27 protein-coding genes and 1 pseudogene are annotated in these 25465 nt (G+C 43.4%); 5 read left to right on the top strand and 23 right to left on the bottom strand.

All coding sequences use genetic code 11. The features are described from left to right. Positions 1-178 precede the first annotated feature (178 nt). Together HUG20_RS04600 and tlp are read right to left on the bottom strand one after the other, a co-directional pair. Positions 179-1222 (bottom strand): tetratricopeptide repeat protein, encoded by a 1044-nt coding sequence (locus HUG20_RS04600; protein ID WP_200088560.1) that lies wholly within the window; start codon positions 1220-1222, stop codon positions 179-181. 321 nt (positions 1223-1543) lie between these two features. Further along, positions 1544-1771: a small acid-soluble spore protein Tlp gene (tlp, locus tag HUG20_RS04595; protein ID WP_200088558.1), complete on the bottom strand. Its 228-nt coding sequence runs from the start codon at positions 1769-1771 to the stop codon at positions 1544-1546. A gap of 226 nt (positions 1772-1997) precedes the next feature. Between tlp and HUG20_RS04590 the strand changes: the two genes are divergently transcribed. Next, positions 1998-4454 carry a transglycosylase domain-containing protein gene (locus HUG20_RS04590; RefSeq protein WP_200088556.1) on the top strand — a complete coding sequence of 819 codons (2457 nt, stop codon included), beginning with the start codon at positions 1998-2000 and terminating at the stop codon, positions 4452-4454. A gap of 50 nt (positions 4455-4504) precedes the next feature. Here the strand turns inward: HUG20_RS04590 and HUG20_RS04585 are convergent, their stop codons facing one another. From HUG20_RS04585 to HUG20_RS04560, 6 genes and pseudogenes are all read right to left on the bottom strand, one after another. Next, entirely contained in the window at positions 4505-5656 is a 1152-nt protein-coding gene (locus HUG20_RS04585) for an acyl-CoA dehydrogenase family protein (protein ID WP_200088554.1), read from the bottom strand. A 36-nt stretch (positions 5657-5692) separates the two neighbouring features. Beyond that, positions 5693-6460 (bottom strand): 3-hydroxyacyl-CoA dehydrogenase, encoded by a 768-nt coding sequence (locus HUG20_RS04580; protein WP_200088547.1) that lies wholly within the window; start codon positions 6458-6460, stop codon positions 5693-5695. A 627-nt stretch (positions 6461-7087) separates the two neighbouring features. Further along, positions 7088-7903, bottom strand: coding sequence for a zinc transporter ZupT (gene zupT, locus HUG20_RS04575; RefSeq protein WP_200088545.1), 816 nt, complete (start codon positions 7901-7903; stop codon positions 7088-7090). Positions 7904-8034: 131 nt separating this feature from the next. Beyond that, positions 8035-8412, bottom strand: coding sequence for a hypothetical protein (locus HUG20_RS04570; protein ID WP_246476536.1), 378 nt, complete (start codon positions 8410-8412; stop codon positions 8035-8037). Continuing rightward, on the bottom strand, positions 8391-8951 hold the full coding sequence (locus HUG20_RS04565; protein ID WP_200088542.1) for a DUF6036 family nucleotidyltransferase: 561 nt from the start codon (positions 8949-8951) through the stop codon (positions 8391-8393). Before HUG20_RS04565 ends, HUG20_RS04570 begins: the two co-directional genes overlap by 22 nt. 108 nt (positions 8952-9059) lie before the next feature. Next, a pseudogene (locus HUG20_RS04560) lies at positions 9060-9398 on the bottom strand (type I restriction enzyme endonuclease domain-containing protein). 786 nt (positions 9399-10184) lie between these two features. On the opposite strand from HUG20_RS04560, the gene HUG20_RS04555 reads away from it, so the two are divergent. Next, complete coding sequence (locus HUG20_RS04555) at positions 10185-11501, top strand: IS1380 family transposase (RefSeq protein WP_200085022.1); 1317 nt, start codon at positions 10185-10187, stop codon at positions 11499-11501. 199 nt (positions 11502-11700) lie between these two features. Here the strand turns inward: HUG20_RS04555 and HUG20_RS04550 are convergent, their stop codons facing one another. Both HUG20_RS04550 and HUG20_RS04545 read right to left on the bottom strand, forming a co-directional pair. Then, positions 11701-12000 (bottom strand): C-type lectin-like domain-containing protein, encoded by a 300-nt coding sequence (locus tag HUG20_RS04550; protein WP_200088540.1) that lies wholly within the window; start codon positions 11998-12000, stop codon positions 11701-11703. Between the two features lie 46 nt (positions 12001-12046). Further along, entirely contained in the window at positions 12047-12973 is a 927-nt protein-coding gene (locus HUG20_RS04545; protein ID WP_200088538.1) for an aldo/keto reductase, read from the bottom strand. Positions 12974-13212: 239 nt separating this feature from the next. On the opposite strand from HUG20_RS04545, the gene HUG20_RS04540 reads away from it, so the two are divergent. Beyond that, entirely contained in the window at positions 13213-14427 is a 1215-nt protein-coding gene (locus HUG20_RS04540) for a CynX/NimT family MFS transporter (RefSeq protein WP_200088537.1), read from the top strand. Between the two features lie 54 nt (positions 14428-14481). On the opposite strand, the gene HUG20_RS04535 is transcribed toward HUG20_RS04540, so the two are convergent. From HUG20_RS04535 to groES, 12 genes are all read right to left on the bottom strand, one after another. Next, entirely contained in the window at positions 14482-14916 is a 435-nt protein-coding gene (locus tag HUG20_RS04535; RefSeq protein WP_211200003.1) for a VOC family protein, read from the bottom strand. 165 nt (positions 14917-15081) lie between these two features. Next, on the bottom strand, positions 15082-15297 hold the full coding sequence (locus HUG20_RS04530; protein ID WP_200088535.1) for a hypothetical protein: 216 nt from the start codon (positions 15295-15297) through the stop codon (positions 15082-15084). A gap of 253 nt (positions 15298-15550) precedes the next feature. Next, positions 15551-15727: a hypothetical protein gene (locus HUG20_RS04525; protein ID WP_200088533.1), complete on the bottom strand. Its 177-nt coding sequence runs from the start codon at positions 15725-15727 to the stop codon at positions 15551-15553. Between the two features lie 322 nt (positions 15728-16049). Next, positions 16050-16253 (bottom strand): hypothetical protein, encoded by a 204-nt coding sequence (locus HUG20_RS04520; RefSeq protein ID WP_200088531.1) that lies wholly within the window; start codon positions 16251-16253, stop codon positions 16050-16052. 70 nt (positions 16254-16323) lie between these two features. Then, complete coding sequence (locus HUG20_RS04515) at positions 16324-17058, bottom strand: class I SAM-dependent methyltransferase (RefSeq protein ID WP_200090384.1); 735 nt, start codon at positions 17056-17058, stop codon at positions 16324-16326. Between the two features lie 83 nt (positions 17059-17141). Then, a complete protein-coding gene (locus tag HUG20_RS04510; RefSeq protein WP_200088529.1) occupies positions 17142-17363 on the bottom strand; it encodes a hypothetical protein in 222 nt (73 codons plus the stop codon). Between the two features lie 578 nt (positions 17364-17941). Next, positions 17942-18250 (bottom strand): TIGR04104 family putative zinc finger protein, encoded by a 309-nt coding sequence (locus HUG20_RS19915; protein WP_425504092.1) that lies wholly within the window; start codon positions 18248-18250, stop codon positions 17942-17944. 190 nt (positions 18251-18440) lie between these two features. Next, positions 18441-18773 (bottom strand): HNH endonuclease signature motif containing protein, encoded by a 333-nt coding sequence (locus HUG20_RS04500; RefSeq protein ID WP_200088525.1) that lies wholly within the window; start codon positions 18771-18773, stop codon positions 18441-18443. 316 nt (positions 18774-19089) lie between these two features. Beyond that, entirely contained in the window at positions 19090-19377 is a 288-nt protein-coding gene (locus tag HUG20_RS04495) for a helix-turn-helix transcriptional regulator (protein ID WP_200088523.1), read from the bottom strand. Between the two features lie 29 nt (positions 19378-19406). Further along, complete coding sequence (locus HUG20_RS04490) at positions 19407-19916, bottom strand: hypothetical protein (RefSeq protein ID WP_200088521.1); 510 nt, start codon at positions 19914-19916, stop codon at positions 19407-19409. Positions 19917-20416: 500 nt separating this feature from the next. Beyond that, on the bottom strand, positions 20417-22060 hold the full coding sequence (gene groL, locus HUG20_RS04485) for a chaperonin GroEL (RefSeq protein ID WP_200088519.1): 1644 nt from the start codon (positions 22058-22060) through the stop codon (positions 20417-20419). Positions 22061-22115: 55 nt separating this feature from the next. Beyond that, the gene (groES, locus tag HUG20_RS04480) at positions 22116-22400 is read right to left on the bottom strand and encodes a co-chaperone GroES (protein WP_200088518.1); all 285 of its coding nucleotides are present in this window, start codon (positions 22398-22400) and stop codon (positions 22116-22118) included. A 273-nt stretch (positions 22401-22673) separates the two neighbouring features. On the opposite strand from groES, the gene HUG20_RS04475 reads away from it, so the two are divergent. Then, positions 22674-23396, top strand: a complete 723-nt coding sequence (locus HUG20_RS04475; protein WP_200088516.1) for a CPBP family intramembrane glutamic endopeptidase — start codon at positions 22674-22676, stop codon at positions 23394-23396. Beyond that, complete coding sequence (locus HUG20_RS04470; protein WP_246476535.1) at positions 23393-23587, top strand: DUF4305 domain-containing protein; 195 nt, start codon at positions 23393-23395, stop codon at positions 23585-23587. Before HUG20_RS04475 ends, HUG20_RS04470 begins: the two co-directional genes overlap by 4 nt. Before the next feature lie 270 nt (positions 23588-23857). Here the strand turns inward: HUG20_RS04470 and HUG20_RS04465 are convergent, their stop codons facing one another. Beyond that, positions 23858-25054 (bottom strand): DUF418 domain-containing protein, encoded by a 1197-nt coding sequence (locus HUG20_RS04465; protein WP_200088514.1) that lies wholly within the window; start codon positions 25052-25054, stop codon positions 23858-23860. Between the last annotated feature and the right edge of the window lie 411 nt (positions 25055-25465).

The following is a 25465-nucleotide window of genomic DNA, read 5'->3' as shown; positions in this document are numbered from 1 at the left end:
CACGAGCGGTTGCATCATACAACAAGCTATCATGAAATTTTCGTCAAGCCCGCATTTGGGATCAGCAACTTAATCGATCGCGCTGATACCGAGAAAGTCTGCCAACACGATTAAGATCCATGCTTTTTCGTCTGGCTAATCTCGGGGCTAATGCTTGCCCAACGTGCGCACTCTATTTTCACGCCTTCTTCATCTTTTTCCGTGGTAATTTCAACGTTCGTTTCCTTCTCGATATAGCCATTCGTTGATCACCCATATACATCTCCGCAAGTGGATAAAATGATTCGATGTCGTCGGGATGAAGGTCCATCTCGTGAAAAATTAATTCATTTGGATTATTCTGATTTAAACCCGCCGCTTGTAAAGCCTCTTTGTTTTCTTCTCCATCGGGCAAAAATTGAACGCGCCCTTCTGAATCTGCATACATTTTCAATGATTCGCTTAATCCATTTGCCAACATGTTCCGAAATTTTTCCGGTGTCAAGCGAGTATAAGCATGGGCATAAATCAACATTCGGCGATAATGGTCAGACGCTTTTGTCCATTCCCCCATTTCCGCCAGCAAATTGGCAATGGAAAAATGCGATTCTATTTGTGCGGGATCTAAACGTATGGCATGTTCGTGAGCAGCAGCAGACAACTCGGGCCGCCCACCCGAATAATACATATTGCCGAGCCGATTCCACACATAAGCCTCATCTTTACCTTCTTCTATTTTATTTAAATAATGCTCCTCGGAATCCGTCGCCCAATGAGGAATGGTACCGTCATAAAGTTGATGAGACCCCACATAATAACCGGGACGGCTTTCACCTTCTGAGCTTTTCTTTACTGCGCCCATAAGTTCAAACGGAAATACAGGGTTATCATTGACCCATTGGCCGGCACTGTTGCAGTGTTTACAGCGAAAATACCCGGTCGGTTGAATCCAATCCATCACTTCGCGTGCATCAGGATTCCCCTCAGCCTCCAATATGTTTTTGTTATTGACTAACACGAGTTGTAAATCATACTTCCCCTTCCGGTTACAATGTGTACATCGAAGATAATGTTCATTTTCCGGATATTTTTTTTGAATGTGGCGTTTGTGTTTGTGGATAAGTTTTCCATAAACCCCAGGGAGCATCGTTAACGTCGGTTTGTTTTTTATCGTCGCCACGTCTTCGCCGGCCAGCATGGAAATGAGACGCGGATTAATTTGCATGTGCTGTTGGGATGACATGAATTTCCCTCCCATATTATTTGCGAAATATTGTAGCATAATTTGTGAAATGAAAACAGGCAAGCCATCGTGGACTTGCCTGTTCGTTTACATTTTTTAACACTATCAGAATGTATAAATTGTTCGAATGATAGTATAAGAAACCATCATGGCGATTGAGCATGTCGCCACCATCTATAATGAAAACAAGTAATTTGGCGCAAAAAAGTATAATCATGACATATGTTGGTTATACTGATGAGTTTGCGCTGCTCCAATAATGGGTGTTTTCATACAAAAAGACTTTGACTTTCGCCATCCTTGGCGATAAGTCAAGTTTTTCTAATCGCGCCGTTGGTCGCGCGCTTCATCTTTGATTTCATCGCGCATCGCTTCGATACTTTCTTCGCGGCGCTCGTTCTTTTCTTCAATTTGTTGCTTTTGTTCTTCGCTCATTTCATCGACGTGGGCTTTTACGTAATCCTTTGCCTCATTCATATTTTGCATCGTATGGCCAATATTTCTTTCAATTCTTTCCGGGTTGTCGGAACGATCGTCCGGTTTTGCCATGATATCTACCTCCCTTTGCGTTTAATGTAGTTTGACCTTATGTGAACAAATATATGTGAAAATGCTTGGTGAAAATATTTTCATTGCCGTTTTCAGAAGGCTGTATTAAAATAAAGACAGGTTTAAACGAAAAGAGAAGAAATAGCCGATAGAGGATAACCATATTAAAAATTAAAATGATTTTCAAAAATATTACTTCTTCTCGCACTGAAATGAGGAGGCTCGAATGACCGACTACCAATCGCGGACGGAAAGACGCCGCGCAGAAAAAACAACAAAGGGAAAAAATACAAAACGCCCCATATTCAAAAGGTTAACAGGCATTGCGTTGATCGTTTTGTTCGTCACCATCCTTGCAGGAACGGCAACAACAGCCGCGTATATTTTGGATGCTCCTCCCCTGGACCCCGATGAGCTTGTGTTTGCCGAAGGAGCGACCGTCTATGACATGAACAACCAGGAGGTCGGTAAACTACAAGGAACGGAAAACCGTACGTATCGCGATATTGAAGAAATGCCTGAGCATTTGAAAAATGCTTTTATTGCCGTTGAAGATACCCGCTTTTATGATCACGGAGGTATTGATCTTTATCGGATCGGCGGGGCCATCACGGCAAATATTACCGATGGCTTTGGGGCTGAAGGCGCAAGTACCATCACGCAACAGCTCGTCAAGCAAGCGTTTTTGTCAACAGACCAAACGCTCAAGCGAAAAGTGCAAGAACAATGGCTTTCCCTGCAAATGGAACGGCAATATTCCAAAGATGAGATTTTGGAAATGTATTTGAACATCAGTTATTTTGACAGCGGCGCTTGGGGGGTTGGAGAAGCTTCCATTCGCTATTTTAATAAAGAAGATTTAAGCGAACTCACCATTGCCGATGCCGCAGTATTGGCCGCCATCCCGCGTCGTCCTTCTTACTATAATCCGGACAGCAATCCGGAAGCTGCCGAAGAACGGAGGAACTTGATCCTTTCCATGTTGGAGGATGAAGCGCTCATTACAAGTGACGAAGCAGAGGAAGCCAGATCCATAGATATTGAGGACCAATTGGATTTCACACCTGCAAATAATGACTTCGCTTATCAATCGTTTGTCGATCACGTCATGGAAGAGGTGGAGTCCATCGATGGGTTCGAGACCATCGACCTGTACGCCGCCGGGTTTGACATTTATACGACCCTTGAACCGGACGCGCAACAGTATGCGGAAACTGTGATCCAAAGCGATGAATACATTCATCAATATCCCGACGATGACCTTTTCCAAGTTGGCTTCACCCTTTTGGATACCCAAACCGGAGCGATTCGCGCCATCGTCGGCAACCGGCAGGAGAGCGAAGCCGAAAGAGGCTGGAATCATGCGACAGCTGCCAGCGGCCAACCGGGCTCCACCGTAAAACCATTGCTGGATTATGGTCCTGCCATTGATCATTTACAGTGGTCCACCGGAGAGCAAATCGTCGATGCTCCCCATGAATATTCCGACGGTACGACAATTACAAACTATAGCGGCAACTATAGCGGCAGTGTTTCCATGCGTGAAGCTTTGGTACGTTCATTAAATATTCCCGCGGTGAAAGCGATGCAGGAAGTTGGCCTTGAAAACGCCCAGTCATTCGCGGAAAGTCTCGGGCTTACCTTTGAAAATAACATTGAGGAAAGCTACGCTTTGGGAGGCTTCAGCGACGGGGTTTCGAGTCTGGATATGGCAGGTGCATACGCGGCCTTTGGAAACGATGGAATATACAATGAACCACACAGCGTACGTAAGATTGTTTTCCGGGACGGACAGGAAATTGACCTGAACCCGGAATCGGAACGCGCCATGAACGACTACACCGCCTACATGATGTCGGATATGCTCAAAGGCGTCGTCAATGATCCGGCCGGAACCGGTCGGCGGGCAAATGTGGACGATTTGCCGCTCGCCGGAAAAACGGGAACATCAAATTTTTCCCAAGAAGAGAGAGATCGATATGGGGTCCCTGACGGCGGCGTTCCGGACATTTGGTTTAACGGTTATACGACTCGTTATACTGCTGCAGTCTGGACAGGGTACGGGGATGGACGCGGAAGCGGTTATTTAGCTGAAGGCGAAGAACAGCAAATTGCCAGGGATATATTCCGTCATATGATGGCACACGTTCACTCCGGAGATGAAACAGAAGATTTCTCACGGCCTGATTCCATCTGCGGGGACAGTGAACTATTTGTTTGCGGAACCGAGCCAACAGTACCGCAGCAAGATGATTCTTCTGAGCGCGATTCCGAACAACCGGAAGAAGAAAACGATGTAGATGACCCATTGGAAGAAGACACCGAAGAAGAAACTCCTGACGAGCCGATTGAAGAAGCGCCGGATGACGAATCCGTCGATGAACCTATCGAAGAAGAATCGACGGATGATTCCACTGAAGAGGAAGAGACAGAAGAAGAATCAATAGATGATTCCGCTGAAGAGGAAGAAACGGAAGAAGAACCTGCGGACGAAGAAACAGACGAACCAACCGAAGAAGCGCCGGAGGATGAGGAGCCGGAAGGACCACCGGAGGAGCAACCCGAAGAAGAACCCAATGATAGTGACGAAAATACGGAGGATAACGGGGACGACGATGCTGATGGCGAGGACGCCGAAAGCGACGAGAACGATGAGGATGAGGATGAGGACACGGAAGATTAAAGAAAAATATACGAGAGGGCTCCGTTTCCGGAGCCCTCTCTTGTTTTGCATCACAGCCCGATATTTTTCGCAATGATATTTTTCATGATTTCGTTTGATCCGGCGTAGATCGAGCCGACAGCTACATCACGGTATCTTCTCGCGATTTCATATTCTTCCATATAGCCGAAGCCACCGTACAGTTGCATACATTCCGTGGCGACTTTTTGTGCCAAATCCGTCGTCCACCATTTTGCCATAGAGACTTCGGTGACCATGTCAACGCCAGCCATATGGTTTGCAATCAGCTGATCGACAAAGGTACGTCCAATTTTGGATTCTGTCGCCATTTCCGCCATTTTGAATTGTGTATTTTGAAATTTTCCAATTGGTTGCCCGAATGCGGTTCGTTGTTGGACATAATCGACCGTTTGCTCCAACATTTTTTCTACTCCGACGATGGCTCCGATGGCAACGACAAGCCGCTCTTGTTGCAGTTGTTTCATTAAATAGTAAAATCCTTCATTTTCTTCTCCCAAGAGATTTTCAGCAGGTACACGCGCATCTTCAAAAATCAACTCGGAGGTATCTTGAGAATGTTGGCCCACCTTTTCCAACTGTTTTCCTTTCGAGAATCCCGGTGTGCCCGCTTCCACTACGACAAGGCTAATCCCTTTGTGGCCGGGTTGAACCCGTGGGTCCGTTTTGCAAACGACAACGACAAGATCGGACTGAACGCCATTGGTAATAAACGTCTTCTCCCCGTTCAAAATGTAATGGTCACCATCTCTAACTGCCGTTGTTTTAACAGCAGCAAGGTCGGACCCCACGCCCGGCTCCGTCATGGCAATCGCGGAAATCATTTCTCCGCTAATCGCTTTCGGCAACCAGTGTTGTTTTTGTTCTTCGGTTCCATAAGCTTCAATATAAGGGATAACAATATCATTATGAAGACCGACGCCGATCAACCCTGTGCCGACTTTTTCCAGTTCCTCATTAATGATCACCGAGTATCCAAAATCCGTGCTTAAACCGCCGTATTTCTCCTCAACTTGAGGACACAGAAAGCCTTGTTCCCCCAATTTCCGCCAAAAATCGCGAGGGACCCGTTTTTCTTTTTCCCATTCCTCAAAATGGGGAACGGCTTCTTTTTGCAAAAATTTCTGTAGCGATTGACGAAAAATATCATGTTCTTCTTGTAAATAAGGGTGGGACTGACTCATCGCTCTGTACCTCCAATCCTCGTTTTTACGTGCCAATTATTTGGGTTGCATACGAATGGCTCCGTCGAGACGGATCACTTCCCCATTGAGCATCGGATTTTCCATGATGCTTTCCGCCAATTGCGCGTATTCTTCCACGTCGCCAAGCCGCTGTGGAAACGGTGTCATTTCTCCCAATGCTGTTCTGGCTTTCTCCGGTAATCCCGCAAAAAGCGGAGTGTCAAAAAGCCCCGGCGCGATAGTCATCACCCGAATGCCGTGCTGTGAGAGATCCCTTGCAATCGGCAATGTCATCCCGACGATCCCGCCTTTGGAAGCACTATAAGCAGCCTGACCGATTTGCCCTTCATACGCGGCAACGGAAGCGGTGTTTATGATCACGCCACGCTCCCCTTCATCATTCGCTTCATTTTCGGCCATTTTTTCCGCAGCCAAGCGAATGACATTAAACGAGCCAATCAAGTTCACTTGAATGACCTTTGAAAAAGAACCAAGGTCATGCGGCCCTTTTTTGCTGACGGTTTTCTCCGCAGCTCCGATCCCCGCGCAATTAACCGCGATATCAATCTGGCCAAACGCTTCAACCGCATGGTCCACAGCGTTTTGCACACTCTCTTCACTGGTGACATCCGTTTTGATAAATCGGACTTGCTCGCCGAGCTCTTCGGCCAAGCTCGCTCCTTTTTCCTCTTGCACGTCAAAAATTACTGCATTTCCGCCCTGGGAAACAATTTTTCTTACCGTCGCTCCACCTAAACCGGAGACACCTCCGGTCACAATAGCTGTTGCGTCTTTTATTTGCATATATACAACTCCTTGGATTCAAGCTCCATACTGAGCGCTCAGTCAGTTTTTGGGCAAAATTGCTGAATGCTACTCTAGCATATTACAACGTTACCACTATTTCAACGCTAAAGTAAGCCCTTTCATAATTTTAATGGTTTCATGCGAAAGAAACGACGTCTAACCTTAAGGAGCCATTGCTTTAGGCATAAAAACGGGACCTGGTTCACGCCTCGTTTATACTACACTCAAAATTTACTTCCACGAACCAACATCGTTTCTGTTCGTAGATCATTCGTTTTTATGCCCCAAAACAACCATGACGCGTCGCGACACCCATGGAAAGACGAAAAGGATGGTTGAGCATATCGTGTTTTTTGCATTTGCGGACTCATTTGACTCTTGGAAAACATTATGAGTTCCCAAACCTCTATCCTGAGGACTCGTTTGGCTCCCAAGCATCGCTCAGAGTCCGCTAAGCACTATCCTGAGAACTCATATGAATCCCGTGCAGCACAAAGAGTCCTCAAAACCCAATCGAGGGCTAAACGTTGAGTGTTGGTATTTTGGGGGAGATTTATTTTCAACTTACTCTTGTCCTTTGCGCGGCAAGGATTTCGTGAAACATATTAACCTGACATTATTCCATTACATGAGCAACAATAAACTCACTGCCATCACAGCCATTCCCAACACAAATCCATAGATGGAGGAATGTTCCCTGTTATAGGCCTTGGCCGCGGGGATTAAGCCATCAAGTGAAATGAAGACCATGATACCGGCAACGGATGCAAACACAATACCAAATAAAATATCATTTAAAAATGGCATTAGAATCAAAAACGCGACAACCGCGCCAAGGGGTTCCGCCAGCCCTGACAAAAAAGAATACGTGAGTGCTTTTATTCTGCTCCCGGTTGCATAGTAAATCGGGACAGACACAGCGATGCCTTCCGGGATATTATGAATAGCTACCGCTACGGCAATAGCAACACCGAGCGTAGGATCCTGAACCGCGGCAGTAAAGGTGGCGATCCCTTCCGGAAAGTTGTGAATCGTAATCGCGAGCGCGGTAAACGTCCCCATTTTCAATAATTCCGGATGTTTTGCTCTCGCCTTTTTCGGTGATTCATCCATATCTTCCACTTTTTTCACTTCATGGGGATTGCCCAGGTCAGGTACAATTTTATCGATCAAGGCAATCAACAGCATTCCGCCGAAAAAACCGATGACTGTCAACCAATTGCCTGCCACTTCCCCCGTAGCACCTACAAGGATTTCCAACGATTCAGGAAAAATCTCCGCGAAAGAAACATAAATCATGACGCCTGCGGAAAATCCCATCGCCCATGAAAGGAAGCGTGTATTAGTCGTTGATGCAAAAAATGCAATTAAACTGCCCACACCGGTTGAAAGCCCCGCGAATAAAGTCAAGGCGAAGGCAAACCATACCTCATCAGGCATAACCATCCCTCCTCGTCCTGTCATTTTCTATTTATACGTTTCTCATATGTCGAACATCCATGCAGACATAAAGGATGACCCAAAAGGCCATGCATCAAGTGGTTGAGCTTGATGCATGGCCTTCCGGTACCCTACACAGGTTTCAGCGTATCTTCATCATAAAATACATTACGGCTGGCGAATTCTTTGGGTGCAGTCATAATTCTTTTTATGCGAGCAATGCTCGCGTTTTCGACGCCGGGTGTATAAGGGTTATCCAGCTGTAATTTTGATGAATATATCCAGTTGTACAATATGGCGTTTCTCTGCCTGTTACCGACATATTCGATAACTGCGGCAACCTTTGTGAGTTTTTCCCGTTCTGGTTCACTCAGGTTGTCTACCCTATGTTCATCAAAAATCAGTTCATCAAAATATTTTTCATAATTGGTAGAATACAGATCAATGAGTAGATTCGTCAGTGCTAAATTAAAATCAGCAGCATGTATTATACTGTAAACTTTTTCCATGACTTACCGAGGTCCTTTCCAACGTAATTAAGGAAGATTTTTTGTCGGTCGCGCAAAAACTTCCTGCCGATATATTTATCAAAAATTTCAAGTACCTGCTCAAGGGTTTCAATCTCGAGGAAATCAATCAAGTATTCCGCATCAGCAAAATCTCTGAATGGTTCCGCCCTTGCTGATAATATTTTCATCGCCAGCATCTGCTCTGCTCCAGGTGCGAATACTTTAAGATGATCGAAGCTGTATATTTCCTTAAGTGCCTCTTCCTTAACATTTTTAAGTGGGTCTTTAATATCCTGGTTAATCCAATCCTCGGCGAGTCCATATGTTTCAGCTATATCAGTCAAAATCGTTTCAATCTGAGGGGAGGTTTCAAATATAGCATCAATATCTTTTGTCGCCGGTCTGACATCAAAAGAGACCACCATAACGGTTCCACCGTATATGCTTAAAGACATATTCAACTTATTTTCTCCAAGTCGCTCATTCAACGTTTCGAGAATCTCCAGAAACAACTCCTTTGAGATGTTTTCCGTGACCATATGAGTCACCTCCGCATATTTACCCTTATTATATCATGTCTCACCCGTAATAATCGATGCGTCTCAACCAACAGAAAAGACCAGAATCTCAACCGGGCACTTCCACCATCAAGCCTCATGCGGCCAATCTTTGTACTGTTCCTCCGCTTCATCCATAATCGCGTTTGTAATAAACTTCAACTGCTCGCCTTTGATCCCTTCTTGCATCAATACTCGCTTTACGGACATACTCATCTTCGCATAAATGCTTTTTCGATGCTCGCTCGTCCAATCCTGACTCAGGTTCTTTTTCAACTCTTTGACGACCTTGTGGATTAGCTCCGCGAGAAACTGATTATTAAAAGCCGCCATTTCCATAGAGGTAACGGCTTTGTAAAACTCCGCTTATTCGTCGGACAGGCCAAGTTCTTTGCGAAAGTCCGCTTCATGATCAACGTCTTTTTTCATTTCAACCATCATGCGGAGCACGTCTGCTGCCTGGATAATGTGGTTGTGATAAGAGGAATATCAATTTCTATTCCCGGATGAAAAATGACCACAAACGTGGTTAGTGAGTGGTGCGGGATCAATGATTCCTAAGAAGAGTACTAAAAACATTTCAGGCACCTTAGTCGAGGGGGGAGGTTCCTATTATGTTTAGTACGATCACCGTTGCTTGGTTTTGATTTTTACCGCTACCGGATACCAATTATACGGTTAGTGACCTTTTAATCGATCCACCTCCACTGTTCGGGTGTTAATTGTATGATTAGTGACCTTTCGAGCGTATTTTTGCCTTTGTTCGGGTGCTAATGACTCGGTTAGTCACCCTTCAACCCGTTTTTCACTGCTGTTCGGGTTCTAACTCCCAATTGTACGCCTCCGTTCGAACGTTAAAAACCGCCGGCGCGTACGTCTAGCGGTAATTGTAATTTCAGCTTAATTTATCTGCTTTCACGTACTTGATTATGGAGCGGGCAGGGCCGATATTTTTCACCCAACGTTGACAAGGACGGTCCATTATTCTGATACAATGCAGCCCTTTTATTAGCCAAAACAACTCACTTATCAGCCAAACTTTTTCCTTTTTACATAGCTAAAAACCTGAATAATTCACAGAAATCCATAGATTAGTGTCTAACCATTGTGCGCCAAGGAGTCTAGCAATTTTGAACGTTCATCTAATAAATGAAAAAAGAATCCTTTTCTGTTAGAGTTAAATTACCAAAAATAACCACAGAAAGGATTCTTCTAATGGCTACTTTATCGCAATCAACCCTTGATTTCAATCGTCAGATCAAATTATCCAATGACGGAGGCGCACTCTCCTCCGATACAGGAGAACTATTATTCAGAGAATTCGATGAAAAAATCGGCTTTTTCTCTACGTTGGACAAGCATCTAAACCTCAAAGATGAAAGGTTGTATCATGTTCACGCCAATGAAGCATTGCTTCGCCAAAAGGTTTATCAAATGATTGCCGGCTATGCCGAAGACGATGCAGCCGATCAATTGACCAATGACCCTGTCTTCACCCAAATCCTTGGCAAAGATGCTTTAGCTTCTCAGCCTAGTTTGTCACGCTTTTTTGAACGGTTTGATGCCGAGTCGATGGAACAGCTTCAACGAGCGAACCAGGAGCTCTTGGATAAAGTACACCGACATCGAGCGTCCGATGCATTGATCCTTGATTTGGATTCAACCCATGCAGATACATACGGTGATCAGGCATCATCGGCATTTAATGCCCATTACGGCACTGTTGGCTTTCACCCATTGGTTGCTTTTGATGGTGTCACCCGTGATTTTCTGAAGGCCAAGCTTCGTCCGGGCAATGTCTACACGTCGAATGGTGTGGTGGATTTTGTGAAACCCCTTATCACGCACTACAATCAGAAGTTTCCGGGGACGACGCCGTTCCTGCGTGGCGACAGTGGTTTTGCGGTTCCGGACCTGTACGAACTCTGTGAAGCCGAATCCGTCTATTACGTGATTCGATTAAAATCCAACCCCAACCTGCAGCGATTGGCTGATGAGCTCCATCCGTCCACGTTTCCATCCGATATGACAAAGACCGAATGTTACTTTGAAGAAACGGAGTATCAAGCGAAATCATGGGCGAAACCAAGAAAAGTGATTGTCCAATCCGTTCGTCCGGCAGGCGAATTGTTTTTCACGCATTCGTTCTTCGTTACAAGCCTTACAAGCGCCTTTACGCCCAAGGATATCGTCCGCTCTTACCAAAAGAGGGGAACCATGGAAAATTACATCAAGGAAGCGAAAAACGGCTTTGACCTGGACAGAATGAGTAGTCATTCTTTCGAGGCCAACGAAGCAAGGATGACCCTTAGTCTACTTGCTTATAACTTCACGAACTGGTTGCGCACCCTCTGTTTTCCGGAGGAACAGAAAAGCATGCAGATACAGACGATACGAACCCGAGTGATAAAGGTCGCAAGCAAATTGGTCAAATCAGGACGTTCCTTTTACTTTAAATTATCGTCCAGTTTTGTCTATCAAGCATTTTTCTGGAATGTGCTCCGACGTGTCCAAGCCTTAAAACTAGAGTGAGAAACAAAGATCGAATATGCCATATTTTTTAAAAGCCCATTTAAGACCAAGGGAGACGTATGTCCAAAAATCATGATTTTTCGGTGATGGTGGCTTAAATCCTGTCACTATGCTTAAATGATCACCGTATTTTTGTGATCGAAACAAAAATCCTTGGATTTGATATCAAATTATGCTCTCGCGTCGAGGTATGAATAATTCAGGAAAAAGGCAAATCCTCATCCGAAATGTGACTTATTTTTTCAGACTGGTTCACCTTCTTTTTACGATCCTGTGGTTGATTAGAGTACTCAATCGAAAGTTGCTTCCCGAATTTTTTCTCATATAAATCACGAATCCATACCTTTACAGGCGCTTTCCACTGTTGTGAAGGGGAAGGGATGTTTTTCAATAAGCTTTTCGGTGTCATCCCCAGTTCTTTTGCCATTTGGATGTCAGCTTGATTCAGACGACAACGTTTTTTGGCTTCTGCCCAAGTGGCATTCTTTTTCTTCCCCATTGGCTTCATCCCTCTCCATCTTGGTTATCCATCGACTATAAACCTTTTAAGGCACTATATTGCCTGCCGCTTTATAAAGCTCGTACCACTCGGGCCGTGTAAGTGGAATCTCGGAGCCGTCGCTAGCTTTTTGTAGGCGGTCTATTTTCGTGGTGCCGGTGACGACTTGGATATTCGCCGGGTGGCGAGTGATCCACGCGACAGCAATGGCATCAGGAGATACATTATATTTTTCGGCAAGCCTGTCCAGCACCTTGTTCAGTTTAGGGAAACGGTCATAATCACCGATGAACACTCCCTCAAAGAAACCCGTTTGGAAAGGCGACCATGCTTGTAATGTGATATCTTTGAGGCGGCAATACTCAAGCGTACTGCTATCGCGATTAATCGACTGATCTTTTGTCATATTCAACGCAATTCCTGAATCGATGAGAGGAGTATGGGCAATCGCAAGCTGCATTTGATTAACGATAAGTTTTTGCGATAATGCGCTCTGCAGCAGTTCGATCTGCATTGGATTATGATTGGAGACGCCAAAATAACGGACCTTACCGCTTTTCTCCAATTCATCAAATGCCTGACTTACCTCATCCGGTTCCACCAACGGATCTGGCCGGTGCAGAAGTAAAATATCGAGATAATCCGTCTGTAAGCGCGATAAAATTCCCTCGACTGACCTCAAAATGTGTTCTTTGGAGAAGTCAAAATAACCTTCATCTTTGTGAATCCCGCATTTGCTTTGAATAATCATTTTTTTCCGCGCGGAAGCGTCCATGGAAAGCGCTTGTGAAAAAAGGGATTCGCATTCACCATCGCCATAAATATCAGCATGGTCGAAAAAATTAATCCCTGATTCTTGAGCCGATTTCACAAGTTGATCAATCTCCCTTAGAGAAAGGGAATCAATACGCATATTGCCCATAATAATATTGGACGCCGACAAATCTGTTCCGGGTAATGTCGTGTATTTCATGTGTTTTTGACCTCCTGTTTTAAATAAAAAAGCGCGAGCTACTTTCAGAACGGTTTACATCACAACTGCTATTTTCAACAATATCATAGTTTTATACATATCCCCAGACTCTTCACTAACCAACCTCAAGTTGTCCGAAACGACGAAGGCTATGCGCTTGTTGAAGTTTCGTGATTGAGATATACTAGATTGGTGTTTTCATGCCTCTTTCAACACTTGATCATAGAAGGTGTTTATATATGGATATTACAACAAACCGTGACCGGTATTATACGTTTCTATTGCTTGCAGCTGTGATGTTAATCGCTGCCACTCTTCGTTCCCCAATGACCTCAGTCGGCCCGCTAATCCCCTTATTAAGGGAAGAGTTACAAGTATCAAATGCCTTGATAGGGATGGTAAACACACTGCCCCTTATTGCATTTGGATTATTTTCACCGTTTGTACCAGTTTTATCGAGAAAAATAGGAATGGAAAAAACGCTATTAATAGCCATGTTAATCTTGTCTATTGGAACTTTCATCCGTTCACTCGGTGGAATTTCAATTCTTTTGTTTGGGACGTTACTTGTTGGTTTAGCTATTGCGGTAGGGAATGTTCTTATGCCGGGTTTAATCAAATTAAGTTTTCCCTATCGAATTGGGCTAATGACCGGTCTTTATTCCGTTGCCATGAATGTATTTGGCGCTCTTGCTTCAGGCATATCCGTTCCTTTAGCCGATTTAGAACTTCTAGACTGGCGAAACTCCTTGCAAATATGGACTATTCTATCATTTTTGGCCGTACTCGTATTACTTTTGCGATTACCGGCCATTCTTTCTGACAATAAAAAAGTTCCCGGACAAGTAAAAACCCAGTCACCAAACCATTTGTTTAAATCCAAAATTGCATGGGCGGTTACCATTTATATGGGATTGCAATCTTTGATTCCATATAGCCTTTTTACATGGCTGCCGGATATTCTGCTTGAAAAAGGGTTTAGTCAAGACGAAGCTGGTTGGTTGATCGCCCTCTTTCAAATTGGTTTATTACCGGCAAATTTTATCGTACCTATTATTGCTTCTAAATTAAATAATCAACGTATTCTTGCCTTTGCATCTGGCTTATTTTTCTTTTTTGGATTATTGGGGGTTTCCCTCATATCCTCGCAACTGATTATTGTATTTTTATTATTGGCGGGTATTGGCGCGGGAACCACATTTAGTTTGGCAATGATGTTTTTCGTGCTTCGTACCACTACGGTTTCCGAGTCCTCTCAACTATCAAGCATGGCCCAATCTATTGGTTATATACTTGCCGCAAGCGGACCTATTTTTCTAGGGACAATAGCAGAATGGTTTCACGGCTGGACGGTCCCTTTAATCATACTAATGATCGTATCCCTTTTAATTGCTATCTCCGGAGCGATAGCCGGGAAAAACGAAACGGTTTCACTCAAAGCACGGGGAACGTAACGTTCATACAAACAAACATGGCGCTAAGCGTCATGTTTGTTCACTTTTAAACGTTTAATTCTCTCTTTTTTCCTCGAAAAGTCGCATGCGTTCCTCAAAACTCACTTCTTTGTGAACTTGATGAAGCATCCATATATAGCCGAAAGCGTCGCTAAATATGGCGTTTGATACTCCGAAATCAGGAATCTCAGTTACCGGTTGTACCTCCGTGCAGCCAACACGAATCGCTTTTGAAAATGTTTCCTCAATATCAGGAACAGTGATGTTAAACCAAATCGTATTAGGCTCGTCTGGGTTTGGTGCTTTCAATTCGAATGTTGGATTTTCATCCAGCATGTGAAAATTCACGCCGTATATACTAAAAATGACTTCATTTTCACCTTTGGGGAAATCTGTAACCTCAACACGTTCGACATCAAATATTTTTTCGTATAATTCCAATGCTTTTAAGCTGTCTGTAACAACCATATCAATTTCTACTCCGGTCATTATGAACACACCCTTTCACAAAATTACAATATATTTTAACATATAAATGTATGGAGGGTATTCTCCCACAGTCTGGGCCTATTTATGAAAAAAAATTGCGCATCCTATTCCGGGAATAGTCAAGCAGTTTAGCTCTGTTTGAACTTTGGGATAAAATACTAAAGATTAAGCTGCCATGACACTATCATTTTTGATAAACTTAATCTGGCATTCTCCTCTTGACTTTTTTCCGATGAATCGAAGTTCATGGCGACGGTTTGCAGAAGTGAAAGTGAACGTTCCTTCTGTATTTTCAGTGAATGTCTCATTGAAAAAGATGGTATTTCGATCTTTTAATATCACTTGCAACGATTCCTCTTCCACCGATACCACATACTGCATTGTGTAGCTTTGTTGTTTTTTAAATTTATCGCGCTTTTAACAAAGGTTTTGTCCGTCTAACGCCGTGAAGGAACTTTTGAAACGTGCCACTAGGTAACATTAAGTCACGGAGCTCACAAGAGACACCTGGTAATGTAATTTATAGACTTCAGTGAGCAATTGGATATTAGCACGGGCACTGGCTCGTGCTTTTTTCCACAAAAACAATCCCCTGACATCTGTCAAGGGATCATTGAAGGGGGACAACGAAGGGTTACCAATTAATCACAATCAAAATAGAACTTGACTGTGCACTCTTGCTCGCGCTTGTGGTCGTCTTTTTTCTTGCATCCACAGTGATCGTGGCGCTTATTACATCCACAATGATCGTGTTTGCTTCTTTCTTTTTCGCATTTACACTTGTATCGATCACCATCGAAGTTAACGCCAAAGACGAGTTCATCCCACTTATTATACATTTTCCATACCCCCTTTCTCAATGAGGCATACAATACTTTATGTAAGATCGTACATTGCTTGTAATGCATATACCTACTTGTACAAAAAACAAACAACTCTCCTGGTTCAAACGAGCACCGGCTCGTGTTAATCAGGACACAAAAAAAGCACCCGAGTATGGGTGCGATTATTCTTCGGTATGATTTGATTTGGATAAGCTTTGTTTTTTCTTCGAAAGCATTAGAAGGGTTATCAGGGCATTTTTAGTCATCTCATTTAAAAAGCTTCTCCATTGAGAATGAACGATCATTATTTCATTGTTCTAATTTTGCTATAATCCACTCGCTAATTTTTTTAAATGAAGCAATGCGTACAGTTGTGTTTCCCAAGAACACATTATTAAGCAATTCATACATATCATTCATACGAATGGTTAACGCTTGTATGTGTGCCCAAACCGCGCCAGAAGGTGGCATTGTTTGTTGTTTATAGCCCAAATCCCTTCTATCATCGCCCAAATAGATGTGCTCACTACATAGGATGCTTTAAATTCATCCTGCATTTTTTCCGCTGCTTTAATCTTGATCTTCATTTCCTGTTTGCTGAAATCATTAAGAACATGGGCCTCCGATTTTCATCTTCCATTTGGGGATTATTTTTTGACATTTCATCAGAAGGAAACGATTCTTTCACTGCTTTTATAATAAAATGGGTGTCAATAAGATTATTTATATAAGTTGAAATTGTACGATGGTATTTTGTAACATTTTCATTTAAGAATGATGTTTCACGTACGCCTTCTTTTTGATAGTTATCAACTGGCCAATGCAGGCGATTCCTTTGGTCATCATAATACCATTCTTGTTCTTTTCGAGAAGTAAAAATTGGATGTTCAACAGAAAAAACAAAGCTTCCCCCAGGCTTTAGGGAATCATAAACTTTTTCACAGATTGACTTAAACGACTTAATATAGTGAAAAGCAAGAGAACTGATGACCACGTCAAATGGAGAGTCTGAATAATCAATGTCCTCAATTGGCGCTTTAATGTACGAAATGAAGGGATCCTTTGTCATTTCACGAGCGCTTTGAATCATCTTTTCAGATATATCTACACCTATTACAGAGCACGCTTGCTGCTCACGGGCATATAGGCAATGCCAACCGAAACCGCAACCCAAATCGAGTACGTTTTTATCTTTCAGATCTGGTATAAGTTCTTTTAATATATGCCATTCGCCAGCTCCCTCAAGTCCTTTAACTGATCGAGGCATCTGTTCGTACGCAGAAAAAAAATTTGGATTATCATATTTGTTTTGTTTTATCGTCAACACATCTCCTATTACCTTATTCATTTAATGGTCCTTTAACGAAACAAACAATCGTGATCGAACCATCAAACTTTATTTTAACACAAAAAGCTAGCCGCACTCTTTAAAAGAATGCGGCTAACCAAACAGTTCGGAATATCCAATGCAGCAGTTGATGAAGTAGAAACTGTTTCTAATTCGCTGGTTAGTTCTGTAATAAAAGATTTATCTGTAATTGTTGTAATTTCTTCATCGTCTTCCCAATCATAGCACCAGCCAAGCCTAAAGCACTCCAAACTGCCTATTCCACCTTTCATCATCCCCCATTTTCACAAGCTCTTATTAAATAATATGGCATTATTGTTTAGAAAGAGCGCAATCCCTGGTATTCCAGAAAAGTGCCTCGATAATTGAAGAATATATTTAGGTTTTGTCTATGTAATTCTATTCTTCTTTTCAATCGTTTGCTGTATGTTGTGTAACTGAACCAAAATTAAGGTCAACATAATAAATGTAATAAGCTCACCTGTAAGTACTGCAAGGACGGCGAGAGCAATAGCACTTAATGTATCCAATAATTTGCTGTTTGAGAACAATTTACCCCTCCCTCTACACATGACTAAGAATACAACCAACGTGACAATAAGTATCAGAATAATTGACGACCAACCAATTGTAACCAAAATCTTCTCCCCTTGTTCAAGGATAGCGCTTCGTTTCGGAAGATTGATCCCCTTCATATCACGATTTGGTTTTTTTACCTGATCGGACAACCAGCCAGATGATGAAACTAATCAAGGATACAAAAATCAAAAGAGCAATATTAGCAGTACCGATAATACCCATTTTATCTCCCTTCATTGTTCCAGATTTGCGCCTCAATTACAGAAGATTCATTTTAAACTAATTGCTGTTTTTCATCTGTAAATTCGTATTGATACGGAAGAATCAAAAACCAGTAAGCTCCGAAGTACAGCAAACCAATAACCAAATATACAGGAAAAGACACATTGAGTGTAAACATCACTGTAATCCAATAAAAAAGTATCAAAGGGATAAAAGCCCACCCCTGTAGCCATTTTGAGTGTGAGGTCACATACTGTTTTGCACTACATAATGGACATGTTTTTCTACCCTCGATAACAAAAAGAAGTTCGCTCCACTTAAACTTGTATTGACACGACCAACATACAGGCAACCTCAACATCTTACCCCTTTCTTATTATAAAATTACGGGATAATCGTTCAATCGTTATTCCACAATTGTCAGCAATAGGTAAGCATTTGAAGTTATCTCCAGCTTTTCCCCTGCTCCACACGGAGCGTGCAAGTTTCCCCGCACTCCGCGTTCCATCTAACGAAATTACTGGATCATAAGTTCCTCGTTACTTCCGTGATTAGGATTGCTCGATGCTTCGTAATCTACATTGTTCTCGATACCTGTTGATCTTTTCTAATTGCGATGCGTTGATTTTATATTGACGAAGAAGGATTCGCACCTTTTCATCATCCGTATGATGGATGAGACGGTGTACATCCTTATGAACAATTCGCAAATTATGGAATTGATCGGTTCCACCCAATTGCTTTGGCATGTAATGATGGCAATGAACTTCCGAGGCAGGCAGATCCATGCCTGTAATCTCGCATTTCCCCATTTTCATGCTGTATCTGCTGATCCGATTATCCAAATATTCGACACTTCGGTAGGGAAGCGTTGCTTTCATCAATACCCCGATCTCTTGTCCTAAATCTGGACGTAACCGTTTGTGAATCTTTTCCCTCCCTTTCTTCGTGTAAGGGGTGCCGCCACCTCTGGTTCACATCATGTTCCGGGCTGGACTTTGCCTGTAGACCTTTCAGATCCCCCCTTGCGGGAGACACCCTGTCCACCCTGCCCTATGCCGGACGAGGGCTTTTCACCGGCTACGGCACTTTAAAGGGGAAAGTTACCGAGTGGACTTCAACCACTTAGATCGCATGGCTGCGGGGCACACCAAAAAACACCAACACGCTATAAGTGTTGGTGCCCGCACAACTTCTTTTTTAATGGCTTTTTTGTAAAAAATATTCCCCTATTTCTTCACCAGATATCTCTAATACATCAAAAACTTTATCGTAAGTTGTATCCGTAACTCCCCCTGCGCCACCTTCGATGCGGTGAATGGTTTTCGGAGATACCTCTGCTTTATCAGCTAACTCTAGCTGTGTCAGTTTTTTCTCCAATCTCGTCGCAAATACTAACTTCCCTAGATGAGATGACAAGCTAAAAAATGTGTCATCCAACTCTGGTATATCCTTAACTACACGGTGGCCATAATTAACGAGATCCATATTATCCACCTCCTTAAAAAATTGGTCCTCTAAAAATATTCTTGATATTTTTCTGGATTTTTCTCTAAATCGTTCAAGATACGATAAGCCCGATCCCTAAAATGATCCGTTACATTAAAAGTAACGTTTGATGTTTTTTCAAAGGGAAAAATAAAACAATAAAACTGCCTAGTGTCATAACTATAAGGGAAGAATATTCCTCTGAACCGCCAATTAAAACCCTTCATATTAATTCGTAATTCATATATACCTCTCTTGTTTAACGGTTTAATGAGTTCAAATGTTTGTTGATAAATTTCTTCCCCGATTTTTATTTCAAATTGCGCAAAAAAAGGTTTATCAGCCACCGTTGGCAAATCGTTAAAGTTTACATACTGCATGTAATCAAGCGCTTTTAATAAAAACCCAAATCGAACGTCTGCCTTCTTATCAAATTGACTTTCTTTCCTTAGTTTTTTTAAGAATGGGCTGAACTGATCTTTCCCGTACTCATTCGGAAATGAAATAACAGTTGCTTTCTTTTTATTTATGCTCTCCATACATCATATCATATATGAGTTTTTTTGTGAAAAAATTCATGCCATATATGACGAAATTCCTCCCTTCCTAAAGTAAAATAGTGGTTGAATTTGGGTTAACTCTTTGTGCATGATCAACTCGCCCTCCTTATCAGCACTGGCTCCGTATACAATTCCTCTATCGATACTTTTCCTTCAATAAAACTATCGCAAGCATGAAGTCCAATTGAGCCTCTAATCCGTTTATGAAGAGATTAACTATAATATCAATTTGAAAGGTAAGTCTAAAGTTCTATCTGCTCTTCATTATACAGGAATAAAAGTTCTTCACAATAACATTTTATATCTTTTCAGTTTGAGCCCACATGACCAAGAATCATAAAAAAGAGGCCTCCACCAAGTTTGGAAACTTGATGAAAGACCTCTCTGAATCAATAACGCTCAAAACATGAACAAAAACATGAACATGGGTGAGGGTTAGGCGGTAAAACCCCTTTTATATCAAGGGTTGTAGCTTTGCGCTACATCATGCCGCCCATTCCCCCCATTCCTCCCATGCCGCCCATGTCTGGGGCGCCACCGCCACCGTCATCTTCTTCGGGACGGTCAGCTACTACGGCTTCGGTTGTGAGGAACATTGCAGAAACGGATGCTGCGTTTTGAATGGCGTAACGGGTTACTTTTGTCGGGTCGACGATACCTGCGTCCACCATGTTTGCCCATTCGCCTGTTGCCGCGTTGAAGCCGGTGCCTACATCTTCACCTTTGAGGCGCTCAACCACAACTGAACCTTCCAGTCCGGCATTGGTTGCAATCTGACGGACAGGCTCTTCAAGCGCACGCAACACGATGCTTACACCGGTTGATTCATCGCCCGAAGCATCCACGGCTTTTACAGCGTTGTAGACGTTAACGTAGGCTGTGCCCCCGCCGGATACAATACCTTCTTCCACAGCAGCACGCGTGGAATTCAAGGCGTCTTCAATGCGAAGTTTGCGCTCTTTCATTTCCGTTTCGGAAGCAGCGCCGACTTTCATGACAGCTACACCGCCGGCAAGTTTAGCCAAACGCTCTTGAAGTTTTTCACGATCAAAATCAGACGTGGTTTCTTCAATTTGCGATTTGATCTGGTTGATGCGTCCGGTGAGTTGTTGCGCTTCGCCTGCGCCCTCGACAACGGTCGTGTTGTCTTTGGTAATAACAACTTTGCCGGCACGTCCAAGCTGATCAATCGTTGATGATTTCAAGTCGTGTCCAAGGTCTTCCGTAAGGACTGTCCCACCGGTGAGGATGGCCAAATCTTCGAGCATTGCTTTTCGGCGGTCGCCGAATCCCGGTGCTTTTACGGCAACGGCATTGAACGTTCCGCGAAGTTTGTTCAATACAAGCGTCGCGAGCGCTTCCCCTTCTACGTCTTCAGCAACGATAAGAATTGGTTTGTTTTGCTGCACGACTTGCTCGAGCAATGGCAATACTTCCTGGATGTTTGTGATTTTCTTATCTGTAATCAAGATGTAAGGATCATCCAGACTCGCTTCCATCGTATCATTGTCGGTCACCATGTAAGGAGACGCGTATCCGCGATCAAATTGCATCCCTTCCACGACTTCCAACTCCGTGTCAAGGCCTCTCGATTCCTCAACCGTGATTACGCCGTCGTTTCCGACACGGCCCATCGCTTCCGCAATAAATTCACCGATTTCTTCATCGTTTGCAGAGACGGAACCGACTTGCTTAATAGACTCGCGACCTTCGACTTCACGGGAAATCGTTTGAAGTTCCTTGACAGCTGCTGCCGTCGCCTTCTCAATCCCACGGCGGATGCTCATGGGGCTGGCGCCGGAAGTAACGTTTTTCAAACCTTCCTGAATCATGGCTTGTGCCAACACCGTGGCGGTTGTCGTACCGTCACCGGCAATGTCGTTTGTCTTGTTAGCAACTTCGGATACGAGTTGCGCACCCATATTTTCAAAGTTGTCCTCGAGTTCAATTTCCTTGGCAATGGTCACACCATCATTGGCAATAAGCGGGGAACCGAATTTCTTTTCAAGAACGACGTTTCGTCCTTTTGGTCCCAATGTTACTTTTACGGCGTTAGCGAGCTCGTCCACCCCACGTAGCAAGGCGCGGCGGGCATCTTCGCTAAAACGAATATCTTTCGCCATGTTTATTCCCTCCTGTTTTGGAAAATATGTAGGCAAACTGGCCTACGAAACGTCTTTACCCAACAACCGCGAGTACATCACTTTCTCGCAAAATCAGATATTCTTTTTCGTTGTATTTCACTTCCGTTCCCGCGTATTTGGAGAAAATGATCGCGTCGCCTTCTTTTACTTCCGGAGCAACTCTCTCTCCATTCTCGGTCACGCGTCCATTTCCGACAGCAATGACTTTTCCTTCTTGCGGTTTCTCCTTCGCGGAATCAGGAAGTACAATGCCGCTTGCAGTTTGTTCTTCTTCTTCCACTTGCTCGATGACAATTCGGTCACCCAATGGCTTCAACAAGGAAAACACCCTCCTTTAAAATGGAAATGTGAAGTGTCGTTTTGCGGGTTGCAAAAACGAAACTTACGTTTCTGGTCTATTGTTAGCACTCGTTTTGCTTGAGTGCTAACGCCACTTCTAATAATAAAAGGTTCATGCTTCTTTTGCAAGCCCTACGGAAAATTTTTTTGATGTTTGTGATGTGACAGCACGTTGAATTTTCTGCGTGCACCGCCAGGCTGTGATACAATGTGTACAGTCATTGTTAGAAAAGAATAAAAGGAGTCGTGCTTTTTGAGTTTACGATACTGGTTTGTAATCATTACATTTGTGCTTGTCGCCCAACTATTTGGCGCCGTTTTGGCCATTCCGCTCTATGCGCTCGGATTAGAATTTAGTGATGTTATCACCATTTCGACGGTTTCAAGTTTTGCCCTCGGGTTACTTATCATTTGGTTCTTAATCCGCAAAGAGACAGATCCGGTGCGCGGAAACGAACCGCCGATGCATTTCGGTTGGTCGTTATTATTGGGCTTTGGCGGATTATTCGCCGCGATTTTCGCACAAAATATTGCTTTTCAAATTCAACAATTGTTATACGACGCCCCGGTCGAATCGGAAAACACACAAATGTTGCTCGATATTATGAGTGAAAACATTTGGCTCCTCGTAGCCATTGTTATCATCGGGCCAATTCTTGAAGAGCTGGTTTTCCGACAGGCGATTTTTGGGCATCTCTATCGAAAAATGAATTTCTTTTGGGCGGCATTGATTAGCTCTGTTATTTTCTCCGCCATCCATTTGGATTTTACGCACATCCTCGTCTATGCAGCCGTCGGCTTCGTATTCGCAGGTCTGTATGTATGGAGTAAACGCATTATCGTTCCCATCATTGCCCACGTGCTCATGAATGCTTTTGCGTCTCTGCCGATCCTTCTCGATATCGACATGGAGGATTTAGAACAAATGGAAGAGAACCTTCAGTTTATCTTCGGCATCTTGGGAGCATGGATGTGATACGGACACCAGGCTTTTTAAGTTTTGTTTATGTTGCCATCGGAACGTTATTTGTCCTTTTCGCGATCTTTCAGGTGCAACTGGAAGGGTGGGGCTTCCTCCCGATTTTCTTTCTCGGGTTAGCCGCCCTGGATTACCTCATTGCTTGGCACTTTATAAAAAAAACAGGCAAAAGCCCTACCGATAAGTGACATCGGCACTAAAGTACCGCATATCCATGTGCACCCACCCCTGAGAAGGGCATATACCGTACAGGCTATGTGCCCTTTCTTAAGTACCTACCTATCTAAATAACAAAATATTTTTATTTTTAAAATAATAGGAAACCAACATAGCATCACTTCGAGAAATTATTCCTATTGAAGGTGCGATATCCCCTTTATCGCACCTTATTTGGAAAATATCCCCACACAAGAACCCCCCCTCATCGAAAGGGATTGCTTTGTACCAAGCCATTTTCTCTATGAACTGGTTCGATAGATCAATCGGCGCAGCAAAGCATCTACGGGGCCGCGCATTCCCTTGCACTCTAAAACTGCAGCCAAAATAAGACTTATCATCCACACCACCACAGCCACCACAAATGCTCCGGGGCTATTTAATACCTGCCCCATACCGAATACCACCGGTGACATGATGATAACCAACATGGTTTCATTGAATACATAAAAGGTAAGCGATCGTTTCCCCAAAGCAACCAATGAACGGGTGAAGCGACCCGTTCGACTGGCAATTGGACTGATAAGCCCGAACACTGCCAGATATCCAAAGCCACCAGCAAGTCCGCTTAACATTTGAAGGGCTGTGGACAATCCAACCATCATTGGCTGCGGCTCCCACCATTGCGTACCGATCATGGCGAGCGGAAGGGCACCCATCACCGAGAATGAAATCCCAATGATCGCGATGCGTATCAGAAGTTGGCGATGATAGGTGCCGTTTAACAAATTCTTGCGTGCAGCCCATATTCCAACAAGGATAGGAAGAAGTATCGGGTGCATAAAAAGATGTGCCATGATCCTGAACGGAAATCTGATTAGGTTAGCGAGCATAGCCTCTAAATATGCATCCGGGTTAGTTCTATCTATGTCCATCCCATACCCGTACGCGACTCCAATCCACACGACAGGAATGAGGATGAGCGAAAACAAGAGGACAAGCAGGATGGCTTTTATAAGGATTCTATCTCGACGAAATAACATCCAGCCGATGAGCAGCCCAGAGAATCCATAGAACGCCAAAATGTCTATTCCGCCGATGAATACAAGATGAATAAAGCCAAACAATAGGAGGAATAGCGATCTCCGCCATAATAATCGCCTGGATTCTGTCTCTAACGTACCAGCAGAGAGCTGTCGTGTAACCATCTTAGCCATCCCGTAACCAAACAACGCCGCAAACATAGGGACTGCTCTATTATCTACAAATAAAGCACTAACGAAGTTAATGACTTCACTGAGGGCACCCCCGCCTTCCGGGCGACCTAACAAATTTGTTTCAGTGACATCGAGCCACAATGGGGCGTGGGCAAGGGCTATCATTAACAGCATGAAACCACGAGCTAAATCCGGGGCAAGCGAACGCTCATTATTCGAAACAGAACCACGAGCTAGAGAGTGGTTGCCTTCCATTTCCTTTGCATGAATCTTATTCATCATTTTATGACTACCTCTAAAATATCTTTTGCTTGGGAGTGCCGTAGGCATCTTGACAATGGTTCTTCTATTCCTTGTTAGCTCTGACTATCTTATCAGCGCATGGATGATCCGTATATCCATTGCGTCTTTTTTTGACTTCCTATTTAGACTTTCCCATGAGATTGACATGCATCTGAAACATATTTCAGATGCTAAATCTTGCATCACCCTTTGAAGAAACGATTTGCAGTCCAAATAAATATTACAAGTGATCTGATAACGCTTTGAACGTTTGCGAAACGGTGAACAAAGTTTCTTCGTCTAGATGATATATAAATGTTTTCAACATAAAAGGCATTTTTGTTGAAAAGGAATTGTTCTATGTGTAAGATAGCAAAGTTGCCTCATTAGATGTAATTTACGAAAAGAGAG

This window comes from Salicibibacter cibi (assembly GCF_016495865.1).
In the GTDB taxonomy this organism is placed as follows: Bacteria; Bacillota; Bacilli; order Bacillales; family Marinococcaceae; genus Salicibibacter; species Salicibibacter cibi.
This window is presented reverse-complemented; position numbering and strand designations above follow the sequence as displayed.